The organism is Acidisoma silvae, assembly GCF_020618775.1.
GTDB classification, from domain to species: domain Bacteria; phylum Pseudomonadota; class Alphaproteobacteria; order Acetobacterales; family Acetobacteraceae; genus Acidisoma; species Acidisoma silvae.
This window is the reverse complement of sequence record NZ_JAESVB010000002.1, coordinates 371,037-388,358: the sequence shown is the minus strand read 5'-3', so window position 1 is coordinate 388,358 and position 17,322 is coordinate 371,037. Positions and strand designations below refer to the sequence as shown.

Annotated in this window: 16 protein-coding genes; 10 read left to right on the top strand and 6 right to left on the bottom strand. The window is 65.2% G+C overall.

Annotated elements, in window-relative coordinates:
- Window positions 1-145: 145 nt before the first annotated feature.
- From ASILVAE211_RS06385 to ASILVAE211_RS06370, 4 genes are all read left to right on the top strand, one after another.
- Entirely contained in the window at window positions 146-1,234 is a 1,089-nt protein-coding gene (locus ASILVAE211_RS06385) for a LacI family DNA-binding transcriptional regulator (protein WP_227320462.1), read from the top strand.
- Window positions 1,235-1,332: 98 nt separating this feature from the next.
- Window positions 1,333-3,018, top strand: coding sequence for a YbaL family putative K(+) efflux transporter (gene ybaL / locus ASILVAE211_RS06380; RefSeq protein ID WP_227320461.1), 1,686 nt, complete (start codon window positions 1,333-1,335; stop codon window positions 3,016-3,018).
- A 33-nt stretch (window positions 3,019-3,051) separates the two neighbouring features.
- Window positions 3,052-4,242 carry a benzoate/H(+) symporter BenE family transporter gene (locus ASILVAE211_RS06375; protein WP_227320460.1) on the top strand — a complete coding sequence of 397 codons (1,191 nt, stop codon included), beginning with the start codon at window positions 3,052-3,054 and terminating at the stop codon, window positions 4,240-4,242.
- A gap of 66 nt (window positions 4,243-4,308) precedes the next feature.
- Complete coding sequence (locus ASILVAE211_RS06370; protein ID WP_227320459.1) at window positions 4,309-4,920, top strand: PadR family transcriptional regulator; 612 nt, start codon at window positions 4,309-4,311, stop codon at window positions 4,918-4,920.
- 36 nt (window positions 4,921-4,956) lie between these two features.
- On the opposite strand, the gene ASILVAE211_RS06365 is transcribed toward ASILVAE211_RS06370, so the two are convergent.
- The gene (locus ASILVAE211_RS06365; RefSeq protein ID WP_227320458.1) at window positions 4,957-5,754 is read right to left on the bottom strand and encodes an exodeoxyribonuclease III; all 798 of its coding nucleotides are present in this window, start codon (window positions 5,752-5,754) and stop codon (window positions 4,957-4,959) included.
- A 24-nt stretch (window positions 5,755-5,778) separates the two neighbouring features.
- Window positions 5,779-6,123, bottom strand: coding sequence for a HesB/IscA family protein (locus ASILVAE211_RS06360; RefSeq protein ID WP_227320457.1), 345 nt, complete (start codon window positions 6,121-6,123; stop codon window positions 5,779-5,781).
- Between the two features lie 51 nt (window positions 6,124-6,174).
- Between ASILVAE211_RS06360 and ASILVAE211_RS06355 the strand changes: the two genes are divergently transcribed.
- From ASILVAE211_RS06355 to ASILVAE211_RS06330, 6 genes are all read left to right on the top strand, one after another.
- Complete coding sequence (locus tag ASILVAE211_RS06355; RefSeq protein ID WP_227320456.1) at window positions 6,175-7,323, top strand: deoxyguanosinetriphosphate triphosphohydrolase; 1,149 nt, start codon at window positions 6,175-6,177, stop codon at window positions 7,321-7,323.
- An 8-nt stretch (window positions 7,324-7,331) separates the two neighbouring features.
- Complete coding sequence (gene argS / locus ASILVAE211_RS06350; protein ID WP_227320455.1) at window positions 7,332-9,119, top strand: arginine--tRNA ligase; 1,788 nt, start codon at window positions 7,332-7,334, stop codon at window positions 9,117-9,119.
- The gene (locus ASILVAE211_RS06345; protein ID WP_227320454.1) at window positions 9,119-9,937 is read left to right on the top strand and encodes an SPOR domain-containing protein; all 819 of its coding nucleotides are present in this window, start codon (window positions 9,119-9,121) and stop codon (window positions 9,935-9,937) included. The genes argS and ASILVAE211_RS06345 overlap by 1 nt, the downstream gene beginning before the upstream one ends.
- An 8-nt stretch (window positions 9,938-9,945) precedes the next feature.
- Window positions 9,946-10,944: a beta-N-acetylhexosaminidase gene (nagZ, locus tag ASILVAE211_RS06340; RefSeq protein ID WP_227320453.1), complete on the top strand. Its 999-nt coding sequence runs from the start codon at window positions 9,946-9,948 to the stop codon at window positions 10,942-10,944.
- Window positions 10,944-11,645, top strand: coding sequence for a site-2 protease family protein (locus tag ASILVAE211_RS06335; protein WP_227320452.1), 702 nt, complete (start codon window positions 10,944-10,946; stop codon window positions 11,643-11,645). Before nagZ ends, ASILVAE211_RS06335 begins: the two co-directional genes overlap by 1 nt.
- Before the next feature lie 64 nt (window positions 11,646-11,709).
- Complete coding sequence (locus tag ASILVAE211_RS06330; RefSeq protein ID WP_227320757.1) at window positions 11,710-12,477, top strand: segregation and condensation protein A; 768 nt, start codon at window positions 11,710-11,712, stop codon at window positions 12,475-12,477.
- Here the strand turns inward: ASILVAE211_RS06330 and ASILVAE211_RS06325 are convergent.
- The 4 genes from ASILVAE211_RS06325 to ASILVAE211_RS06310 are packed head-to-tail and all read right to left on the bottom strand — an operon-like array spanning window position 12,404 to window position 17,251.
- Window positions 12,404-12,835 (bottom strand): hypothetical protein, encoded by a 432-nt coding sequence (locus ASILVAE211_RS06325; protein WP_227320451.1) that lies wholly within the window; start codon window positions 12,833-12,835, stop codon window positions 12,404-12,406. The genes ASILVAE211_RS06330 and ASILVAE211_RS06325 overlap by 74 nt on opposite strands.
- Before the next feature lie 48 nt (window positions 12,836-12,883).
- Window positions 12,884-13,276, bottom strand: coding sequence for a hypothetical protein (locus ASILVAE211_RS06320; RefSeq protein WP_227320450.1), 393 nt, complete (start codon window positions 13,274-13,276; stop codon window positions 12,884-12,886).
- 10 nt (window positions 13,277-13,286) lie between these two features.
- Window positions 13,287-15,362: a hypothetical protein gene (locus tag ASILVAE211_RS06315; RefSeq protein WP_227320449.1), complete on the bottom strand. Its 2,076-nt coding sequence runs from the start codon at window positions 15,360-15,362 to the stop codon at window positions 13,287-13,289.
- Window positions 15,362-17,251, bottom strand: coding sequence for a phage tail protein (locus tag ASILVAE211_RS06310; RefSeq protein WP_319799539.1), 1,890 nt, complete (start codon window positions 17,249-17,251; stop codon window positions 15,362-15,364). Before ASILVAE211_RS06310 ends, ASILVAE211_RS06315 begins: the two co-directional genes overlap by 1 nt.
- Window positions 17,252-17,322 lie beyond the last annotated feature (71 nt).

Here is a 17,322-nt window from a genome sequence, read left to right as displayed (position 1 = left end):
CCATTTGGGACGAAAAACATATGGGCGGGGGGTGTGGCGCGGCTTAACTACTGAATACAGTCGGTGCAGAGTGTAATTTGTTTTGCGCGATGCTGGCTGGCCCTCGGCTTCGCCATCTGCCTTATATTGCAAAGGGGAATGAAGAATGAAACGCAGGCTGCCTACCGCCGTTTCAATTCCTGACCCGGCGCACCGGGACGATCCAGCGCGCCGGCCGACGATCCGGGATGTCGCGCGCATGGCTGGCGTCGCCGTCAGTACCGTGAGTTACGTCATCAATCGCAGCGGTCAGGTTTCCGAGGAAACACGATTACGCGTCAACAGCGCGATCAATGCTCTTCGTTACGAACCCAATCTTCTGGCCCGTAATCTGAAAGCGGGCCGCGCCGGTTCCATCGGTCTCATCGCGCCGGATCTGCGAAATCCCTATTTCGCAGCCGTCGCCTCCGGCGTGCAGGACATCGCCCAATCCCGCGACATGCTTCTGGTATTGTGCACGACGCAATCGGCCCAGCATTGGGAGAATTATTACAGCCAGGTGCTGCGCGCGCGGCGGCTGGACGGCCTGTTGTTTCTCAGTGGCAGCGGCATGCTGACACCCTCGCTGATGGAACTGGTGCAAAGCGACAGTCTGGTGCTGGTCGATGAGCGGCTGCCGGGCCTGGACGTGCCTTCGGTAGTGTCCACCAATCGGCGTGGCGCCCGCGCGGTCGCCGACCATGTGCTGAGCCAGGGGCATCAGCGCGTCGGCATCATCTCGGGCCCACCCAATCTCTGGACGGCCGGGCAGCGCATGGCGGGCTACCGGGAGGCTTTGGCGGCGGCGCGGATCGATCCGGACGCCGTACCGGTCGTGGCCGGCGACTACCAGCAGGAATCAGGCTATGCCGCCGCGCGGATTCTGCTGAGTGGCGCGCCTGCCGCACGCCCGACGGCGCTGATCTGTGCCAATGACCTGATGGCCATCGGCGCCATGGTCTATTGCCGCGAAATCGGTCTCGACGTACCGCGTGACATCAGCCTCTGCGGCTTCGACGACATTCCGCTCGCCAGCCTGGTTCAGCCGGGGCTGACCTCTGTCGATCAATGCGGCGAGACGCTCGGCCGCTCGGCCTGCCGCCTGCTGTTGCGACTTATCGCGCAGCCAAGCGCCGAGGATCAGGACCCGATCGAGACAGATCATCCCACCAAGCTGGTCATCCGTGGCTCTGTCGTGCCGCCTGTGGCGGCTTGACCGGACGATCATCCAGAAAGTTCCGGCCGACCGCCCTGGATGCATAGGCACCGGTGGCAATCATTGTTAGACCCGGCTGAGCTTCGAGGGGTCAGTCTATGCCGCACGACAATCCGCTGATCGCCTTGCTTGTCGTGGGGCTGGGTCTCGCCTTCATCTTCGGCACCATCGCCAACCGGCTCAAAACCTCGCTTCTGGTTGGCTATCTGGTCGCCGGTATCGTCGTCGGTCCCTTCACACCCGGCTTCGCCGCCGATCAGGCTCTCGCTCTGCAATTGGCCGAGGTCGGCGTCATTCTGCTGATGTTCGGCGTCGGGCTGCATTTCTCGGTCAAGGACCTGATGGCCGTGCGTGCCATCGCCGTGCCCGGTGCCATTCTGCAGATGGCGGCGTCCATCCTGCTGGGCGAGGGGCTGGGCTGGCTGATGGGCCTGTCAGCCGGTGGCGGCCTTGTTCTTGGTTGCGCGCTCAGCATTGCCAGCACCGTCGTGCTCATGCGCGGCTTGCAGGAACGCCGGCTGGTGGACAGCGATGCCGGGCGCATCGCCGTCGGCTGGCTGGTCATTCAGGATCTGGTCACGGTGCTGATCCTGGTGCTGCTGCCGATCATCGGACCGCTCTTGAGCCATACTGGCGCCGCCCATTTGGGCCTGCGCGCCATTTTGCTGATGGTGGGGGAAACGCTGGCCAAGGTCGCAGCCTTTGTCCTCGTTATGCTGCTGATCGGGCGGCGGCTGATCCCGGCGCTTCTGCATTTCATCGCCCATACCGGATCGCGCGAATTGTTCCGGCTTTCGGTGCTGGCCGTGGCCCTCGGCGTCGCCTTCTTCGCAGCCGAACTGTTCGGCGTCTCCTTCGCGCTGGGCGCCTTCGTCGCCGGCATGGTGCTGAGCGAATCCCAGCTCAGCCTGCGCGCCGCCGAGGAAACCCTGCCGCTGCGCGATGCTTTCGCGGTTCTCTTCTTCATCTCGGTGGGCATGCTGTTCGACCCCAGGGCCGTGATGCATGAGCCGCTGAAACTGCTTGGCGTGCTTCTTGTTGTGCTGATCGGCACGCCTGGCATCGCCTTTCTGCTGCTGCGGCTGTTCCGCCGATCCTGGGCGGTATCGCTGACGATTGCCTTCGGCCTTGCCCAGATCGGCGAATTCTCCTTTATCCTGGCAGGTCTTGGCCTCGGTCTCGGCCTTATCGACAATCATGTCCGCGACCTCATTCTCGGCGCGTCCATTCTGTCGATCATCATCAACCCGCTGCTGTTTCATCTGCTGAAGCGTTACCGCCCCTGGATCGAACAGCGCGACGGCGTCGTGCCGGCGGTGGTCGCGGCCGAGGCCGAAGTCCGGGCTCCGCTGCCGCGAACGGAACTGACCCAGCACGCCGTATTGATCGGCTATGGCCGCGTCGGGCGCCGTGTCGCCGATGGTCTGCGCGCCGACGGCTGGCCCTTGCTGGTGATCGAAGCGGGCGAGGGCACGGCCCGCAGTCTGGAGGATTCGGATGTCGAGGTCATGACCGGTAATGCCGCCGATCCGGCCGTGCTGGCCGCTGCCAATATCGCGGGAGCGAAGCTGGTCGTCGTCGCCATTCCGGATATTTTTGAGGCCGGGCAGATCGTGGATCAGGCGCGCACCGCCAATCCTCATGTCCGCATCATCGCGCGCGCGCATTTCGATGCCGAGGTGCCGCATCTGACGCGCCTTGGCGCCAATCTGGTCGTCATGGGCGAAGAGGAAATCGCGCGCAGCATGCTGGCGCAGACCGAGGCGCTGACGGTCAGGGTCTGACCGCGCCGCAGAACGCAAAGCCTGGAGTGATTAATGGCAGGTGAAAGCCTTTGGACCGCGATCAGGCGGGACAGTTCCTGGCAGGCTGCCTCCAGCGGTGGCCTGGCGGCCTTCGTGGGGTTTGGCTCGTCCTTCGCCATCATTCTGCACGGTGTGACTGCGGCAGGGGCCAGCCCGGTCCAGGCTGCGTCGGGTCTTTTCGCGCTGCTGGTCATGACCGGTCTGTTCAGCATCGGCGTCAGTCTGGCGCTGCGCATTCCGCTCATCGTCGCCTGGAGCACACCGGGCGCGGCTTTGCTGGTGACCAGTCCGGCCTTGCATGGGGGCTTTTCCTATACGGTGGGCGCCTTCGTCATTTGCGGCCTGCTGATCATGGTCACGGGCTTCTGGCCGGTGATGGGGCGCGTGGTCGGCGCGATCCCGCGCTCGCTGGCCAGCGCCATGCTGGGCGGCATCGTCTTTTCGCTCTGCCTCGCGCCTGTTCTGGGCCTGCGGCACAAGCCGGCCTTCATTATCCTGATTCTGCTGACCTGGGTGATCGTCGGGCGCGTGAAGCGGACGCTGGCCGTGCCGGCGGCCGTCGTCATGGCGGTCGTGCTGGCATCATTCGATCTGCATGATGCGGCGGCGCTGTCCTTCTCGTTGCCGCTGACCTGGATCACGCCGCATTTCTCCGCATCGGCGCTGATCAGCGTCGCGGTGCCACTGTTTGTCGTCACCATGGCGGGCCAGAATATCCCCGGTTTCGCCGTGCTGAATATCCACGGCTACCGGCCGAAACATGGCTTCATTCTGATCTCGACCGGCTTGGCCAGCGTGCTGGTGGCGCCTTTCGGCGGTATCCCCATCAATCTCGCCGCCATTACGGCCGCCATGTGCGCCGATGCGGAAGCGCATCCCGATACCGGCCGCCGCTGGTGGGCCAGTGCTGTGGCGGGGGGGACCTATCTGGTCATCGGTCTCTTCTCCGGCCTCATCACCACCTTCATCGCGCTATCCTCTCCGATCCTCATCGCCGCCGTCGCCGGCATCGCGCTGTTCGGCGCTTTGGCGAGCAGTCTGGCCGGCGCGGTGGCGGAACCCAGCGAGCGCGACGCCGCTATGGTGACCTTTCTGATGGCGGCGTCCGGACTCAATATTTTTGGGATCGGCGGTGCTTTCTGGGGACTTCTAGCGGGTGGGGCGATCCTCGCTTTCCAACGGGTTCGACATAAAATGAGCTAGCTAAGATATATCTTGACTCAGACTAAATTAGATATATCTTAGGCATGTCGATAACAAGGAGACGACATGTTTAAGCATTTCAAACACCCCCATGGGGATCGCGACGGTCGGCATTTCGCGCGGGACGAGTCCTGGGGACCGGAACGCGGTGGCCGTGGCCGCTTCGGCCGCCACGGTGGCCCGCATGAGGGCGGTATGCGCGAGGGCGGCGGCCGTGGTGGCCGTTTCTTCGAACAGGGCCAGCTGCGCCTTGTCCTGCTCGGGATGATCGCGGAAGCCCCGCGTCACGGCTATGAGCTCATCAAGGCGATCGAGGATCGTCTGGGCGGTGGCTACAGCCCCAGCCCCGGCGTCATCTACCCGACGCTGACTCTGCTCAGCGAGCTGGGCTACGCGACCGTCAGCGAAACCGAGGGCGGCCGTAAGCTCTATACGATTACGGATCTGGGTCGGGCGCATCTCGCCGAAAACCAGACAGTCGTGGATATGATCTTCGCGCGCATTGATCGTGCCTCGGCGGCGGCACCTGGCCGGCGCTCACCGCAGATCGTGCGGGCCATCGAGAATATGAAGACGGCCCTGCGGCTGAAGATGGAAGGCGGCCAGCTCACCGACATTCAGGTTCAGACGATTGCCGAAGCGCTGGATACCGCTGCGCGGACCATCGAAAACGCCTGACCGGCCGGACCGGCCAGACTAAAATGGGCCTGAGCGTCAGGCGGCGACGGCCGCCTTGTCGCCCCAGGCGAGGTCTATGACCAACGGCACATGATCCGACGGTTGGGTGAGGCCTCGCTCAGCCTTGTCGGGGGCCGCCGCGATGAGCGTTTCGGCCAGACGTGGGGAAAGCAGCGCGAAATCGATACGCAAGCCCCGGTCACGCTCCCAGCATCCGGCCTGGTAATCCCAGAATGTATAAGCTGGCGCGGTCGGATGCAGCGCGCGCACGGCATCCGTCAGTCCGGCATAGATCAGTCGGCGATAGCGGGCGATGCTTTCGGGGCGCAGCAGCGCGTCCGTCGGGGATAAAGCGCCAGGCGCGAAATCCTGCGCCGTGGGGCAGACGTTGAAATCCCCGGTGATGAGGAAATCCCTGTCCTCGCGCAGCAGCGTTTCCGCCCGCTCGCATAGCTTGTCCATCCAGTCGATCTTGTATTGAAATCCGGCTTCGCCGCCGGAATTGCCGTTCGGCAGATAGATGCCGATGACGGTGATGCCATCGGTCTCGACTTCGATATAGCGCGCCTGACTATCGTCGGCCGGTAGGCCCGGCAGGGCGCGGTGACGGATGGTGATGTCGCGGTGGGACAAGGCGGCGACGCCATTATAGGCTTTCTGGCCCACGACCTCGGACTTGTAGCCCAGTTCCGCGAAAACGGCGCGGGGGAACTGGGGCGCCTCGCATTTGATTTCCTGCAACACGACAATGTCGGGCCGCACACGGGCCAGCCAATCTTTCACATGCGTCTGCCGCACGCGGACGGAATTGACGTTCCAGGTGGCGATGCGCATGGGCGGTGATCCGCGAGCTTGAGATCAATCGACCGAAAAGCTGGAGCCGCAGCCGCAGGCGGATGTCGCATTCGGGTTCTTGATCGCGAAATGCGCGCCCATCAGCGCGTCCGAATAGTCGAGCTGCGCACCGCCCAGCAGATCCAGGCTGCCCTGGTCCACCAGCACGCGCGCGCCGGACTGTTCGATCACCAGATCATCCTCGGCGGGCGGGGTCTCATCCAGGTCGAATTTATATTGAAAGCCGCTGCACCCCCCGGCCAGCACCGCAACCCGCAGCGCGGAGGGGGCGGCTTGGCTGCCGAGGATCTCGGCAATGCGCGCGGCGGCGCGATCGGTCAGGCCAAAATTCGACGTGTGCGTGCTCATGCGGCTAATATAGCCGGTAGCAGCATCGGGTTGAAGGGCTACGTCACGTTCATGGAGCTTGCCCCTTATGCCGTCCGAGCAGAGACCTCGCGCGGCCGGTTGGTGTCGGAACCGTCCAGCGGTATGCGCGGTCCGTTCCAGCGTGACCGCGACCGCGTCATCCATTCCACGGCCTTTCGGAAGCTGCAGTATAAGACGCAGGTTTTCGTCAATCACGAGGGCGATTTCTACCGCACCCGGCTGACCCATAGTCTGGAAGTGGCGCAGATCGCGCGGGCCATCGCGCGCGCCTTGCGGCTGGATGACGATCTGACGGAAGCGCTGGCTTTGGCCCATGACCTGGGCCATCCGCCCTTCGGCCATGCCGGGGAGACAGGGCTGAATACGGCTTTGGCCGCTTTCGGCGGTTTCGACCATAACGCGCAGTCCCTGCGCGTGGTGACGGTGCTGGAAGCGCGCTATGCCGGGTTCGACGGCCTCAACCTGACCTGGGAAACGCTCGAAGGGCTGGTGAAGCATAACGGCCCGATCGCCACCCCGGCCGGTTATCTCGCGGCCTATGACGCCATCCATCCGCTGGATTTGCACACCTTCGCCAGCGCCGAAGCGCAGGTCGCGGCACTAGCGGACGATATTGCCTATCACAGCCATGATCTGGATGACGGGCTGCGGGCGAACCTTTTTTCGCTGAGCGATATCGAATCGCTGCCCGTGGTCGGCGCCTGCCTGGCCGAGGTGCGAACGCTTTACGGTCCGCTGCCGGAGTCCCGCACGCGGCATGAGACGATCCGCCGCGTGCTGGACCGGCTGATCCGTGACGTGGTGGAGGAAAGCCGGGCGCGTCTGGCGCGCATGGACCCGGATTCGGTCGAGGCTGTGCGTCACGCGCCTGAGGCGGTGATCGCCTTCAGCCCGGCACTGGCCGAGGCCAATCGGGAGATCAAGGCTTTTCTCTTCTCCCATATGTATCGGCACTGGCGGGTGAACCGCACGACCGCCAAGGCCCGCAAGGTGACGGCGGCACTGGCAACGCTGTTCCTGGAAGATACCAGCCTGCTGCCGGACGAATGGGGCCCGCGCGCCGGGGCGCCCAATTGCGCCGCCGCGGCCGAGACGGTGCGCGACTACATAGCGGGCATGACCGATCGCTATGCACGGGATGAGTTTCGCCGGTTGACCGACCTCGGCGTTCAAGGCTGATACGCGTCATGAGCCAGAATCTGTTTTCCGACTTGCGCGACCATGTGGTGGCGGCCCTGACCGCCATCGTTCCTGATCTGCCACCTGAGCTGCTGGCGCGCGTCGAGGTATCGCCGACGCGCGACCCGGCGCATGGCGATATGGCGACGAATGCGGCCATGGTCGCGGCCAAGCCGGCCGGGCAGAACCCCCGTGCGCTCGCCCAGGCGCTGGCTGAGAAGCTCGCTGGCCTGCCGCTGCTGGCCTCGGCCGAGCCCGCTGGCCCCGGCTTCGTCAATCTGCGCCTCAGCACGGACGCGTTGCTTGGGCTGGTGCCCGTTATCCTGGCGGCCGGCGAAAGCTATGGGGACAGCCGTTTTGGCGGCGGCACGCGCGTCAATGTCGAATATGTTTCCGCCAACCCGACCGGGCCGATGCATATCGGCCATTGCCGTGGGGCCGTGGTGGGTGATGCGCTGGCGGCCGTGATGGCCAAGGCCGGGTTTGACGTCACGACCGAATATTACATCAACGATGCCGGCGGTCAGGTTCAGGCGCTCGCCTGGGCATCCTATTGGCGCTACCTGCAGGCGGCCGGCAGCACCATCACGCCGGAAGAATTCGAAACCCAGACGCCGAACGGCCTGCAATATCGCGGCGAATATCTGATCCCCGTCGGCGAAGCACTGTTCCGCGATTTCGGTGCCTCACTCGCGACGCCCGATCTGGGCGTGGCGCCGGCCGATCTGTGGTTCGAGACGGTGCGCGACCGCGCCCTGGCCATGATGCTGGCCGAAATCCGCGAGGATCTGGCGTTGCTCGGCGTGCAGCAGAAAGTCTTTTCATCCGAAGCCGCCTTGCTGGCCAGTGGCGCCACCAATCGCGTCATCGCCGAGCTGGAAGCCAAGGGCCTGATCTATGAGGGCGTGCTGGAGCCGCCCAAGGGCAAGACCCCGGATGATTGGGAGCCGCGTCCGCAGACGCTGTTCCGTGCCACCGATTTCGGCGACGACGTCGATCGGCCGCTGCGCAAATCCGATGGGTCCAACACCTATTTCGCGAATGACATCGCCTATCACGCCGACAAGATCGCGCGTGGCGCGGATATCCTGATCGACATTCTGGGCGCCGATCACGGCGGCTATGTCTCCCGCATGAAGGCCGTGGTGAAGGCGGTGTCGGACGGGCGCGTGCCGCTGGAAGTGGTGCTGTGCCAGATCGTCCATGTCATGCGGAACGGCGAACCTGTCCGCATGTCGAAACGCGCCGGCACTTTCGTGACCTTGCGTGACCTGCTGGACGAAGTCGGGCGCGATGCCGTGCGCTTCACCATGCTGATGCGCAAATCCGATGCCCAAATGGAATTCGATCTCGATCAGGCCGTGGCGCAGACCCGCGAAAACCCGGTCTTCTACGTCCAATACGGCCATGCCCGTTGCCGCAGCGTGCTGCGCGCGGCCGTGGAACAGCTGGGCGCGGCGGCGATGACGCCGCAAGCGCTGGCCGGCGCCGATCTGTCGGCGCTGGACGACGCGCAGGAAATCGCGCTCATCCGCGCCTTGATGAACTGGCCACGCCTGATCGAAGGGGCGGCGGCGGCGCGAGAGCCGCATCGCGTCGCCTTCTATCTTTATGATCTGGCTAGCGAGTTTCACATGCTGTGGAACAAGGGGCGTGATGACGCAACGCTGCGCTTCTTGCAGGCGGATGACCCTGCCGGCACGCGCGCCCGTCTGGCTCTGGTGGCCGCGACCGCGACTGTCATTCGCTCGGGGCTTCAGGTCTTGGGTGTGACGCCGGTGGAGGAGATGCGCTGATGCGGGACGACGATCTGCGCATTCCGCCGCCGGGCTATCGCTCGGCCCCGCAGCGCCGCGCCGAAGAAATGCGCCGGATGCTCTATATCGGCGGTGGTGCCGGCGTCGTCATCCTGATCGCGGTGATCGCCTTTTTCGCGGCGACGGGCAGCGGCGGGTCTGGCGGCGTTGCCGTCATCCAGCCGCCGGCGACCCCGGTGAAGGAAAAGCCGGCCGATCCGGGTGGCCTCGCCGTGACGAGCCAAAGCAGCGGCCTGCTGACCAATGGCAGCAGCAGTGCTGTGGCACCCGCGCCGGAAACGCCGGACCCGGCGGCGCTGGCCGCTGCCGCCCAGCAGGAACAGCAGGCATCGGCGCCGCCCGTGAAACCGGCTCCGGCTGTGACGCTGCCTTCGGCTCCGCCGCCCGCCGCACAGGCCCAGGCACCTGCCGTCTCTATCCCATCCGTGCCGGAAACCCCGGCGGCGGGCGGCGGCAAGCAGACGGCCATGGCCGTGCGCCCGCCCTCGCGCGAGGCCGCGAAGACGCATGATCTGGCGCAGGAATATCGCCCGCCGGCCGAGGCCCACCATGGACCCATTCGCGTGCAACTGGCAGCGCTGGACAGCCGCGAAGCCGCGATGCGCGAATGGGATCACCTGTCCCACCGCATGCCCGCACTCTTCGGAGGCCGAAGCCCGATCTTCGCGAGCGCCGAGGTCAACGGTCATACCTGGTGGCGCGTGCGCACCGCTGGTTTCAGCTCGGTCGCTGAAGCCACGAAATTCTGCCAGGACGTGCGCGCCCATGGCAATGCCTGCACCGTGGCCTCGTTCTGAGCCAGTCCTTGAAACCGGCGATCCTCGGGATTTCAGGCCTTGCACTGACGGAAGCGGAGGCGGCCCTGTTCCGCCAGTTTCCGCCGGCCGGCGTCATCCTGTTCGGCCGCAATGTGCAAAACCCGGAGCAGCTTACGAAGCTGACTGCCGATCTGCGCGCCGCGCTCGGTCCTGACGCGGTCATCATGATCGATCAGGAAGGCGGGCGCGTGGCACGGCTGCGGCCGCCGCATTGGGCCGGTCATCCGGCTTGCGGTGTCATCGGCACGCTTTACCTGTCCGCACCGGCCGCGGCCGAGCGGGCGGCCTGGTTGCAGGGCGCCGCAATCGGCGCCGAATGCCGCGCCCATGGCTTCACCATGGTGGCGGCACCGGTGCTCGATCTCGCCTTTCCCGGTCAGAATCAGCAGGTCGTCGGCGACCGCAGTTTTGGCGCCGCGCCGCAGGCGGTCGCGGTACTGGGCCGGGCCATGGGGCAGGGCTTGCTGGCGGCCGGCGTTATTCCGGTCGCGAAGCATGTGCCCGGTCATGGCAGGGCGACCGTCGACAGCCATCACCATCTGCCGGTGGTGGACGCGCAGGGACCGGATTGGGCGCGGGATCGTGAACCGTTTCGGATTCTGGCCAAAGAATTTGCCTGCATGATGACAGCGCATATCCTGTTCGCGGGCATTGACGACCACCGGCCGGCGACGCTGTCGGATACCGTGATCGGCACAATCATCCGGCAGGATATAGGCTTCCCTGGATTGCTGCTGTCGGATGACCTGGCCATGCACGCGCTGACGGGCTCGCCTTTGGAACGAGCGGAAGCCTCGCTGGCCGCCGGCTGCGATATCGCCCTGTTCTGTCCGGGTGACGCAGATGGCAACCGCGCCATTCTGGAAGCGCTGCCGGATGTGGCCGGTCTCGGCCCGCGTCTGGCGGCGATGAAGCCTGCAACAGCGCCGCTCGATCTCACAGCGCTTCTGGCCGAACGGCAAAGCATTCTTGAAGGCGCGGCATGATGAACGGCGTCATTCTTGAAATTGTCCTGGCCGCCGTCGCGGCCATTCTGGCGATTACATTGCACGAGGCGGCGCATGGTTTCGCGGCCTGGGGTCTGGGCGATGACACGGCAAAGCTGCAAGGGCGGCTGTCGCTCAATCCGCTGCGCCATGTCGATCGGGTCGGCACCATCATCCTGCCCGGTATTCTGCTGATCGGGCAATTGGTGGCACTCGGCCATATCGGTTTCATGTTCGGCTGGGCGAAGCCCGTGCCGGTGGCGGCCTGGCGCTTTCGCCATCCGCGTCAGGGCATGGCCCTGGTCGCCGCCGCCGGACCTGCCATGAACTTTTTCCTCGCCTGGATCGGTGCGCTATGCGGCTGGCTGCTGCCCTATGTCTCACCGCAGATGATGGCGCCCAGCGCCAGTTTCATTCAGGATTTCATTCTCGCCAATATCGTGCTGGGGCTTTTTAATCTTCTGCCGATTCCGCCGCTGGACGGCGGGCGCATCATGGTAGGGATTCTGCCCTTGCCCCTGGCCGCCGCCTGGGCGCGGATGGAGCGCGCGGGCATTGCGGTCGTGCTGTTGCTGCTGTTCATCCTGCCTTTGGCCGCGCGGCAGGCCGGCTATAATTTCGACCCAATTCACGAAATTCTGAGCCGTATCCTGCCCTGGGCCATGCGCCTGGTCTTCAATCTGGCTGGCCAAAGTGTCTGACGCCGCCAAGCAATCCGGCCCCGATCTGTTCGGGGAGGACGCAAACCACAGCACGCATAGTCTGATGCTGCGGCTGGAAGGGTTCGAAGGGCCGCTGGACCTTCTGCTTGATCTGGCGCGCGCGCAGAAAGTCGACCTCGGCAATATCTCCATTCTCGCGCTGGTCGACCAATATCTGGTCATCATCGAAGGCGCGCGGCGCATCCGGCTGGAACTGGCCGCCGATTGGCTGGTCATGGCGGCCTGGCTCGCCTGGCTGAAATCCCGCCTGCTGGTGCCGCAAGGCGTGGAGGAGGCCGAGGATACGGAGCAGCTGGCCGGCAATCTGGCCGAGCGTCTGGTGGAATTGCAGGCCGTGCGTCGGGCCGCGCAATGGCTGGGCAATCGCCCGCAGCTTGGTTTCGATGTCTTTGCGCGGGGCGCGCCGGAAGACCTGACCGAGACCGACCGGTCGGGCCTCAGGCTCGATCTGCCGGGACTGCTGCGCGGCTATATCAGCGCGCTGCGCCGGGGCGTCTCCCAACGCCATTACACGCCGCGCCCGATGATCTTCTGGAGCGTGCAGGACGCGCTGAAGCGGCTGGGCCGGCTCATGGGCCAAATGCCCGACTGGACGGAACTGTCCAGCTTCCTGCCGGATGATCCGGCCGCCGAGCCGCTGGGCCGCCGCGCGGCGCTCGCGAGCACCTTGCTGGCGGGGCTCGAAATGGCGCGGGGCGGCGCCATTGCGCTGCGCCAGGAAGAGCTGTTCGGGCCGATTATGGTGAAGCGGGGGGCGGAGACGCCTGAGGCTGACCAGCCGCCGCCGGAAGAAGTCCCGCCAGAGCATTGACGGCGGCGCTCGCCGCCGTCGTGGTATGCAACGTGGTCGCGAGCCTGGCGGCGGCCTTCTGCGCAATGGCATCATCGGTCAGGCCGAAATGGCTGATCGCGTCGGGCACGACCTGTTTCACATAGCCGACCATGGCGGCCAGCGCCGCGCTCTTCACATTGACATTGGCGAGATGCGTGTCACCCGCTTCCTTGGCCAGTTGCAGGCCAAGGCCGAGCGCGGTTTCCAGCGCCGAGGTCAGCGCGCCGCGATGCGTCTGGTCCAGATTGAGTTTCAGGAAAGCGCTGAGCTTCACGACAAGAATAGGGCTCAGGGCGGCAATGCCGGCGGAGGCAAGCGTGACGGCGCCATCCGTCAAAGGCGAGATCCATTTTTCTTTCCTCATGTCGCTATATTGACTGAACATCTACCCGCGCACGCTGAGGCTGACCCCAATCTTCTCGATCATGCTGCTGACGGAGGCGAGATGCGCCTCGATCGCCGGCAGCCGGTCCACCTTCTGGCTGATTTTCGCGAAGTCGCTTCGGGCTTCGGCCTTGAATTCGTTCAGCGTCGCGGCAAGCCTTTGCTCGACGGCGGCCAGTTCCGGCTTGGTGGCGCTGCCGTCCCGCAATTGATTCACCTGCGTCTGGGTCTTGTCCAATCCACGCTCCATCAGGGCTTCCAGGGATTCCAGCTCGCGCCGCGTCTCGGCGCGCAGCCGGCTGTTCTGGCCGACCAGCCAGGCGAGGCCCGATGAATAAAGCGCAAACAGCGTCAGCGTGACGGTCGCAACCCCGATCCAGTCATTGGTCGTCATAAGGGTCTCGCTAACTGGCGGCGGCGAGGGGAATGCCGTAGCTCGTGGCCTGAAGCGGAAAGTTGATGCCCCAGGCACTGCCGAGTTGGTCTGTCATCTCCCACCCCGCCGGCCAGCCGATGCTGGCAAAATTATCGGTCACGGCATCGCCACGGCCGATCTGCGTCGAGCCATAGGGGTAGAACAGCAGGCAATCGGAGGCAGGGTTTGTAGGCGCGCTGGCCAGCGTGATTTGCAGATGCGTGGCGTCGATGCGCGCCGCAGCATTGGCCGTAATGATCGGGCCGGGGGATGCCACCGATCCGCCATCCATCACCGCCCAGCCCATGCCGGCCGCTGCTTGCAGGGGCAGCAGGATATTATTGCCCTGATCATGCTGGAGGGTGACGACAAGCGTCGCGCCGCCAAGCTGCGCGCTGAGAATTTTCGGTCCCAGAAAGGGCATCGTGTCAGGAATGGTCGGCAGCGTATCCGCAAATCCGGCGGCCGCCAGGCTGCGGGCCGCGCCATGGGCGCCGCGCAGGCCGAAAGTGATCTCATCCGTCTCGTCCCGATGCGTGGCATCCCCGCCAGTCCAAAGGCCCGTGGTCGCGTCATAGCTGGCGCCGAGCGGAATGCTGTCGGCCGTTTGGGCCAGAAATAGGTTCAGATTGTCGCTGCCAACTGCGGCTATGTCGCTGATCGCCTCGCGCACCATCTGCAAACCGGCATCGCTTTCATAGGGAATAGCGTTCCACATCAGCAGCGGCAGGTTTGCCGCTGTTCGCCCCAGCATGGCGCGGGTGAGCGCGGCCAGGCGTCTGATCGTGCCGGCATAGAGCGCCTTCTGCGTATAGGTGGCCGTGCTGTCCTGTTCGGTCCAGGGCCACAGGATGGCCCCGATATCCGCCAGGTCTTCGCCCGTCGGGATCGCGGATGCGCCGGTCAGATAGGCTTCCGTCGCCAATCCATCCGGACCCAGCGCCCAGGTGGACGGGTCGGACCCATCACCGGGATTGGTGAGAAATGTGCCGCTCCCTGCGCCGGGCGGAAACAGCGGCGCGGTGGAATTGGAAATGGGATGGCCGTTGACCTGCGTATAGCGATCGGGACCGAAATAGGTGCCGGAAGGCTGAAAGACGATATTGCCGGCCAGCGCGCCCAGATACCATGCAAGCCCATTCGCCATCAGTTGCGCGCCGCCCGAGGCCACGAAGTAACTCGCATTCGACTGGCCCATGATCAGCAGGCTGACACCACGCCGCGCACCCAGAAACCAGCGCGTGAAATAGGTGGTCAGCGTGTCGATTTCGGCATTCGCCAGGGCGCGCGCCCAGGTGACGAACTCATGAAACCAGAGCTGGGCTGCGCCTTGCAGCGTCATGTCATGCAGCAGGGTGACGGCGCCAGTGACGCCGGCGGCCAAGGGATTGGCGATGGTGCTGACAACCAGAACGCCGTCGAGCCAGACATCGACACCCGCCCCCGGCACATTGCGTAGAATAATCGCGTGGCTATGTCGCCGCGCCATGCTGGCCGAGAGCGTGACATTGGCGCCGGTCGGAAACAGGGTCAGCGTCGTACCGGTGGAAGAGAGTGACAGCACAACCGTGCCGTTCACGGTAATCAGCGCTACCGGATTGGCATCGACGTCATAAGTGCCCTGCCGGCGGTTCGGCCGGCTCCAGACCAGCCCGTGGGTCCAGGCGATATCGGGGGAAAGGCTGATGGCGCTGATGGCAAGGCCGGTATCGGGGTCGAGCGTCGGCGCATAGGTGGCCTGGGGGATCGGCGCGCCCAAGCCGCCCAGCAAGCCGTTCAGTCGTGGTGTCGCCAGCAGGGAGGCCGGCGTCATGCCGCTGCCGCTGTAATAGTGATAGGGCGTGATGGGCTGGCCGCGGCCGGACAGGTCGGCCAGCGCAGTGACAGGCGCGTTCCAGGCCGTCGCCGTGCCGGCATCCCACCAGCCGGACAGGCTAGCGATATCAGCCGGTGTCGCGCCAGGGGCCGACCCGCCGCCCGGTGGTCCGCTGGCTTCCGCGCCAGTGGTGAGCAGGGACAGGCCCGTCGCCACCAGCAGCGGCGTATTGGGGGCAGCGAGTAGCATTAGCTGACCGTGACGAGAGCGGAGACGGCATGAACGCTGCCGTCGGCCATCGCTGCCCAGGCGTAATAGCTGCCGGCCGTGGCGGGTGCGGTCAGATAGGCGCCATACAGCGCGTCGCCATTGCTTTGGCTATTGACATAGAGTCCGGCCGTCCAGCCCGTCGGTGCCGTGGTGGCGGAAGTTGACCAGCCAAACTGGACGCTCGCGCTCGTGCTGCCGGGGGCAAGCACGGCATTGACGCCGATATTGGTCTGACCGGCCGTATAGGGGCCGATGGGCGGCGTCTGGAAACTGAGCGTGGTTGTGCCTGTTCCGCCATTGCCTGAGCCGCCGCTGCCGCCCGATCCCGAACCGCCGCTACCTCCGGACCCGCTGCTACTGCCGGCATTGGTGGATGAGACAAGAACGCCGGTACCGCCGTCCAGATTGACGATGAAGGTTTCGTTGATGCCCTGATACCGGATCTGCACATCCGCCTGGACAAAGCCGAGCGCCGTGCGGTTGGCGGGGTTGTTGACGCTGTCGCACAGAACGGCGAAGGGCGCCGACCCATCCGTGCTGCCCAGCAGGCCCTGGCTTTGCAGATTGGCCAGAAAGCCGAGCAATGTGCTGCGGATGCGGCGCAGCAAAGCGGCGTTGATGACCTGTCCGACGAAAATTCCCATGCCGGCTGACAAGGTCGCGGCGATGTAGTGTGTCAGGCGCGTATAGCTGTCGCCATGGATCGCCGGATTGCTGGCGCTGTTATGGCCTAGCCGCAGACTCCAGACCGGCTGTCCGCCGGCGCTGGGTGTGGTGATGAGATCGATGCCGGCGCTGAACAGGGCCTCCAACTCGGCCAGACTATAGGCGCGCGTCAATCCGCTGCCGGGCAGGCCCACGCCTTCGCTGCCGCCGATGGCGTAAAGCGGCTTGTTAAGGCCCGATTGTTCGGGCGAGAGATTGGTCAGCCGCCCGGCCGCGAAGGCTTGTGGGCTTACCAGCCGCTGGGTCTCGTTCGCCGCATCCCACCAGGACAGCCAGTCTCCGAACAGAAGTTTCACGGCCGAGCTGTCGATACCCGCAGCGGTCTTGGTGGCGACGGCATGGGTTATGGTGTCATTGGCCGGCCCGGCCAGCATGGCGTAAAGCCCTTCCGATTCCGCGAAGACTGCGACATCCGGCCAATGGGCCGCATCCGTGCCGTCGCAGAGGTCGAGAATGGCGCAGCCTTGGCCGGTCAGCGCATACATGCCGCGCAGCGGCGCCATGCTGCCGATCAGCGTGGCGGTGGTGACGCCGCCTGCGCCATCCGTGCCGCCGGCAAGCGGATAGCTTGCGGCCTGTGGTGCCGTGGTGCCGCCTTGCGTGCCAGCCGTCACCAACCGCGAGGCGCGGGCCATGCGCTGACCGGCGCCGGTATTGATGGCCGTTGCCAGCGCGGTCCAGAAAGCTGCACCCGTTCCGGTGATATTGTCGAACCGCTCCGGCGGCTGGCCGGGCAGGCCGATGATGGCGGCCCAACTGCCGGCCAGACTGCCCGCCGCCAGCGTCACGGTGATGAGATTTCCGACCGAACCGGAATGGAGGGCCGTGAAACTGACGCAGCCGGCCGGGCCGGGGCCAGCGGCTGCGGCCTCCGTTCCATCCGTCACCCGTACGCAGCGGAACGCAGTGGCACCCTGCTGCATGGCAATGGCGACATGCGTGCCCATGTCGAAGCCTCTCGCCATCACGGCGCCGAAGGCTTGTGCGTAATCCGCCATGCTGCCGATGACGACCGGCGGCCCCACCGGCCCCCAGCCGGCGGTGCCGACCATGCCGATGACGTTGCTCGGCACGCCGTTCAGCAGCGTGGCGGCCGGCGGCACCAGCTGTACATACAGATCTGGCACGACCAGTGCGGTCATGTTCAGGGCGCCTTGCTGGGTGATCATGCTTGCTCGATTTGCGTATGGTGGCACAGCCGCTGCTATGGTCC

Bases quoted from the DNA above. Each gene is read 5' to 3' on its own strand.
- ASILVAE211_RS06385 (WP_227320462.1), top strand. From the start codon at position 146: ATGAAACGCAGGCTGCCTACCGCCGTTTCAATTCCTGACCCGGCGCAC.
- ybaL (WP_227320461.1), top strand. From the start codon at position 1,333: ATGCCGCACGACAATCCGCTGATCGCCTTGCTTGTCGTGGGGCTGGGT.
- ASILVAE211_RS06375 (WP_227320460.1), top strand. From the start codon at position 3,052: ATGGCAGGTGAAAGCCTTTGGACCGCGATCAGGCGGGACAGTTCCTGG.
- ASILVAE211_RS06370 (WP_227320459.1), top strand. From the start codon at position 4,309: ATGTTTAAGCATTTCAAACACCCCCATGGGGATCGCGACGGTCGGCAT.
- ASILVAE211_RS06365 (WP_227320458.1), bottom strand. From the start codon at position 5,754: ATGCGCATCGCCACCTGGAACGTCAATTCCGTCCGCGTGCGGCAGACG.
- ASILVAE211_RS06360 (WP_227320457.1), bottom strand. From the start codon at position 6,123: ATGAGCACGCACACGTCGAATTTTGGCCTGACCGATCGCGCCGCCGCG.
- ASILVAE211_RS06355 (WP_227320456.1), top strand. From the start codon at position 6,175: ATGGAGCTTGCCCCTTATGCCGTCCGAGCAGAGACCTCGCGCGGCCGG.
- argS (WP_227320455.1), top strand. From the start codon at position 7,332: ATGAGCCAGAATCTGTTTTCCGACTTGCGCGACCATGTGGTGGCGGCC.
- ASILVAE211_RS06345 (WP_227320454.1), top strand. From the start codon at position 9,119: ATGCGGGACGACGATCTGCGCATTCCGCCGCCGGGCTATCGCTCGGCC.
- ASILVAE211_RS06335 (WP_227320452.1), top strand. From the start codon at position 10,944: ATGAACGGCGTCATTCTTGAAATTGTCCTGGCCGCCGTCGCGGCCATT.
- ASILVAE211_RS06330 (WP_227320757.1), top strand. From the start codon at position 11,710: ATGCTGCGGCTGGAAGGGTTCGAAGGGCCGCTGGACCTTCTGCTTGAT.
- ASILVAE211_RS06320 (WP_227320450.1), bottom strand. From the start codon at position 13,276: ATGACGACCAATGACTGGATCGGGGTTGCGACCGTCACGCTGACGCTG.
- ASILVAE211_RS06315 (WP_227320449.1), bottom strand. From the start codon at position 15,362: ATGCTACTCGCTGCCCCCAATACGCCGCTGCTGGTGGCGACGGGCCTG.
- ASILVAE211_RS06310 (WP_319799539.1), bottom strand. From the start codon at position 17,251: ATGACCGCACTGGTCGTGCCAGATCTGTATGTACAGCTGGTGCCGCCG.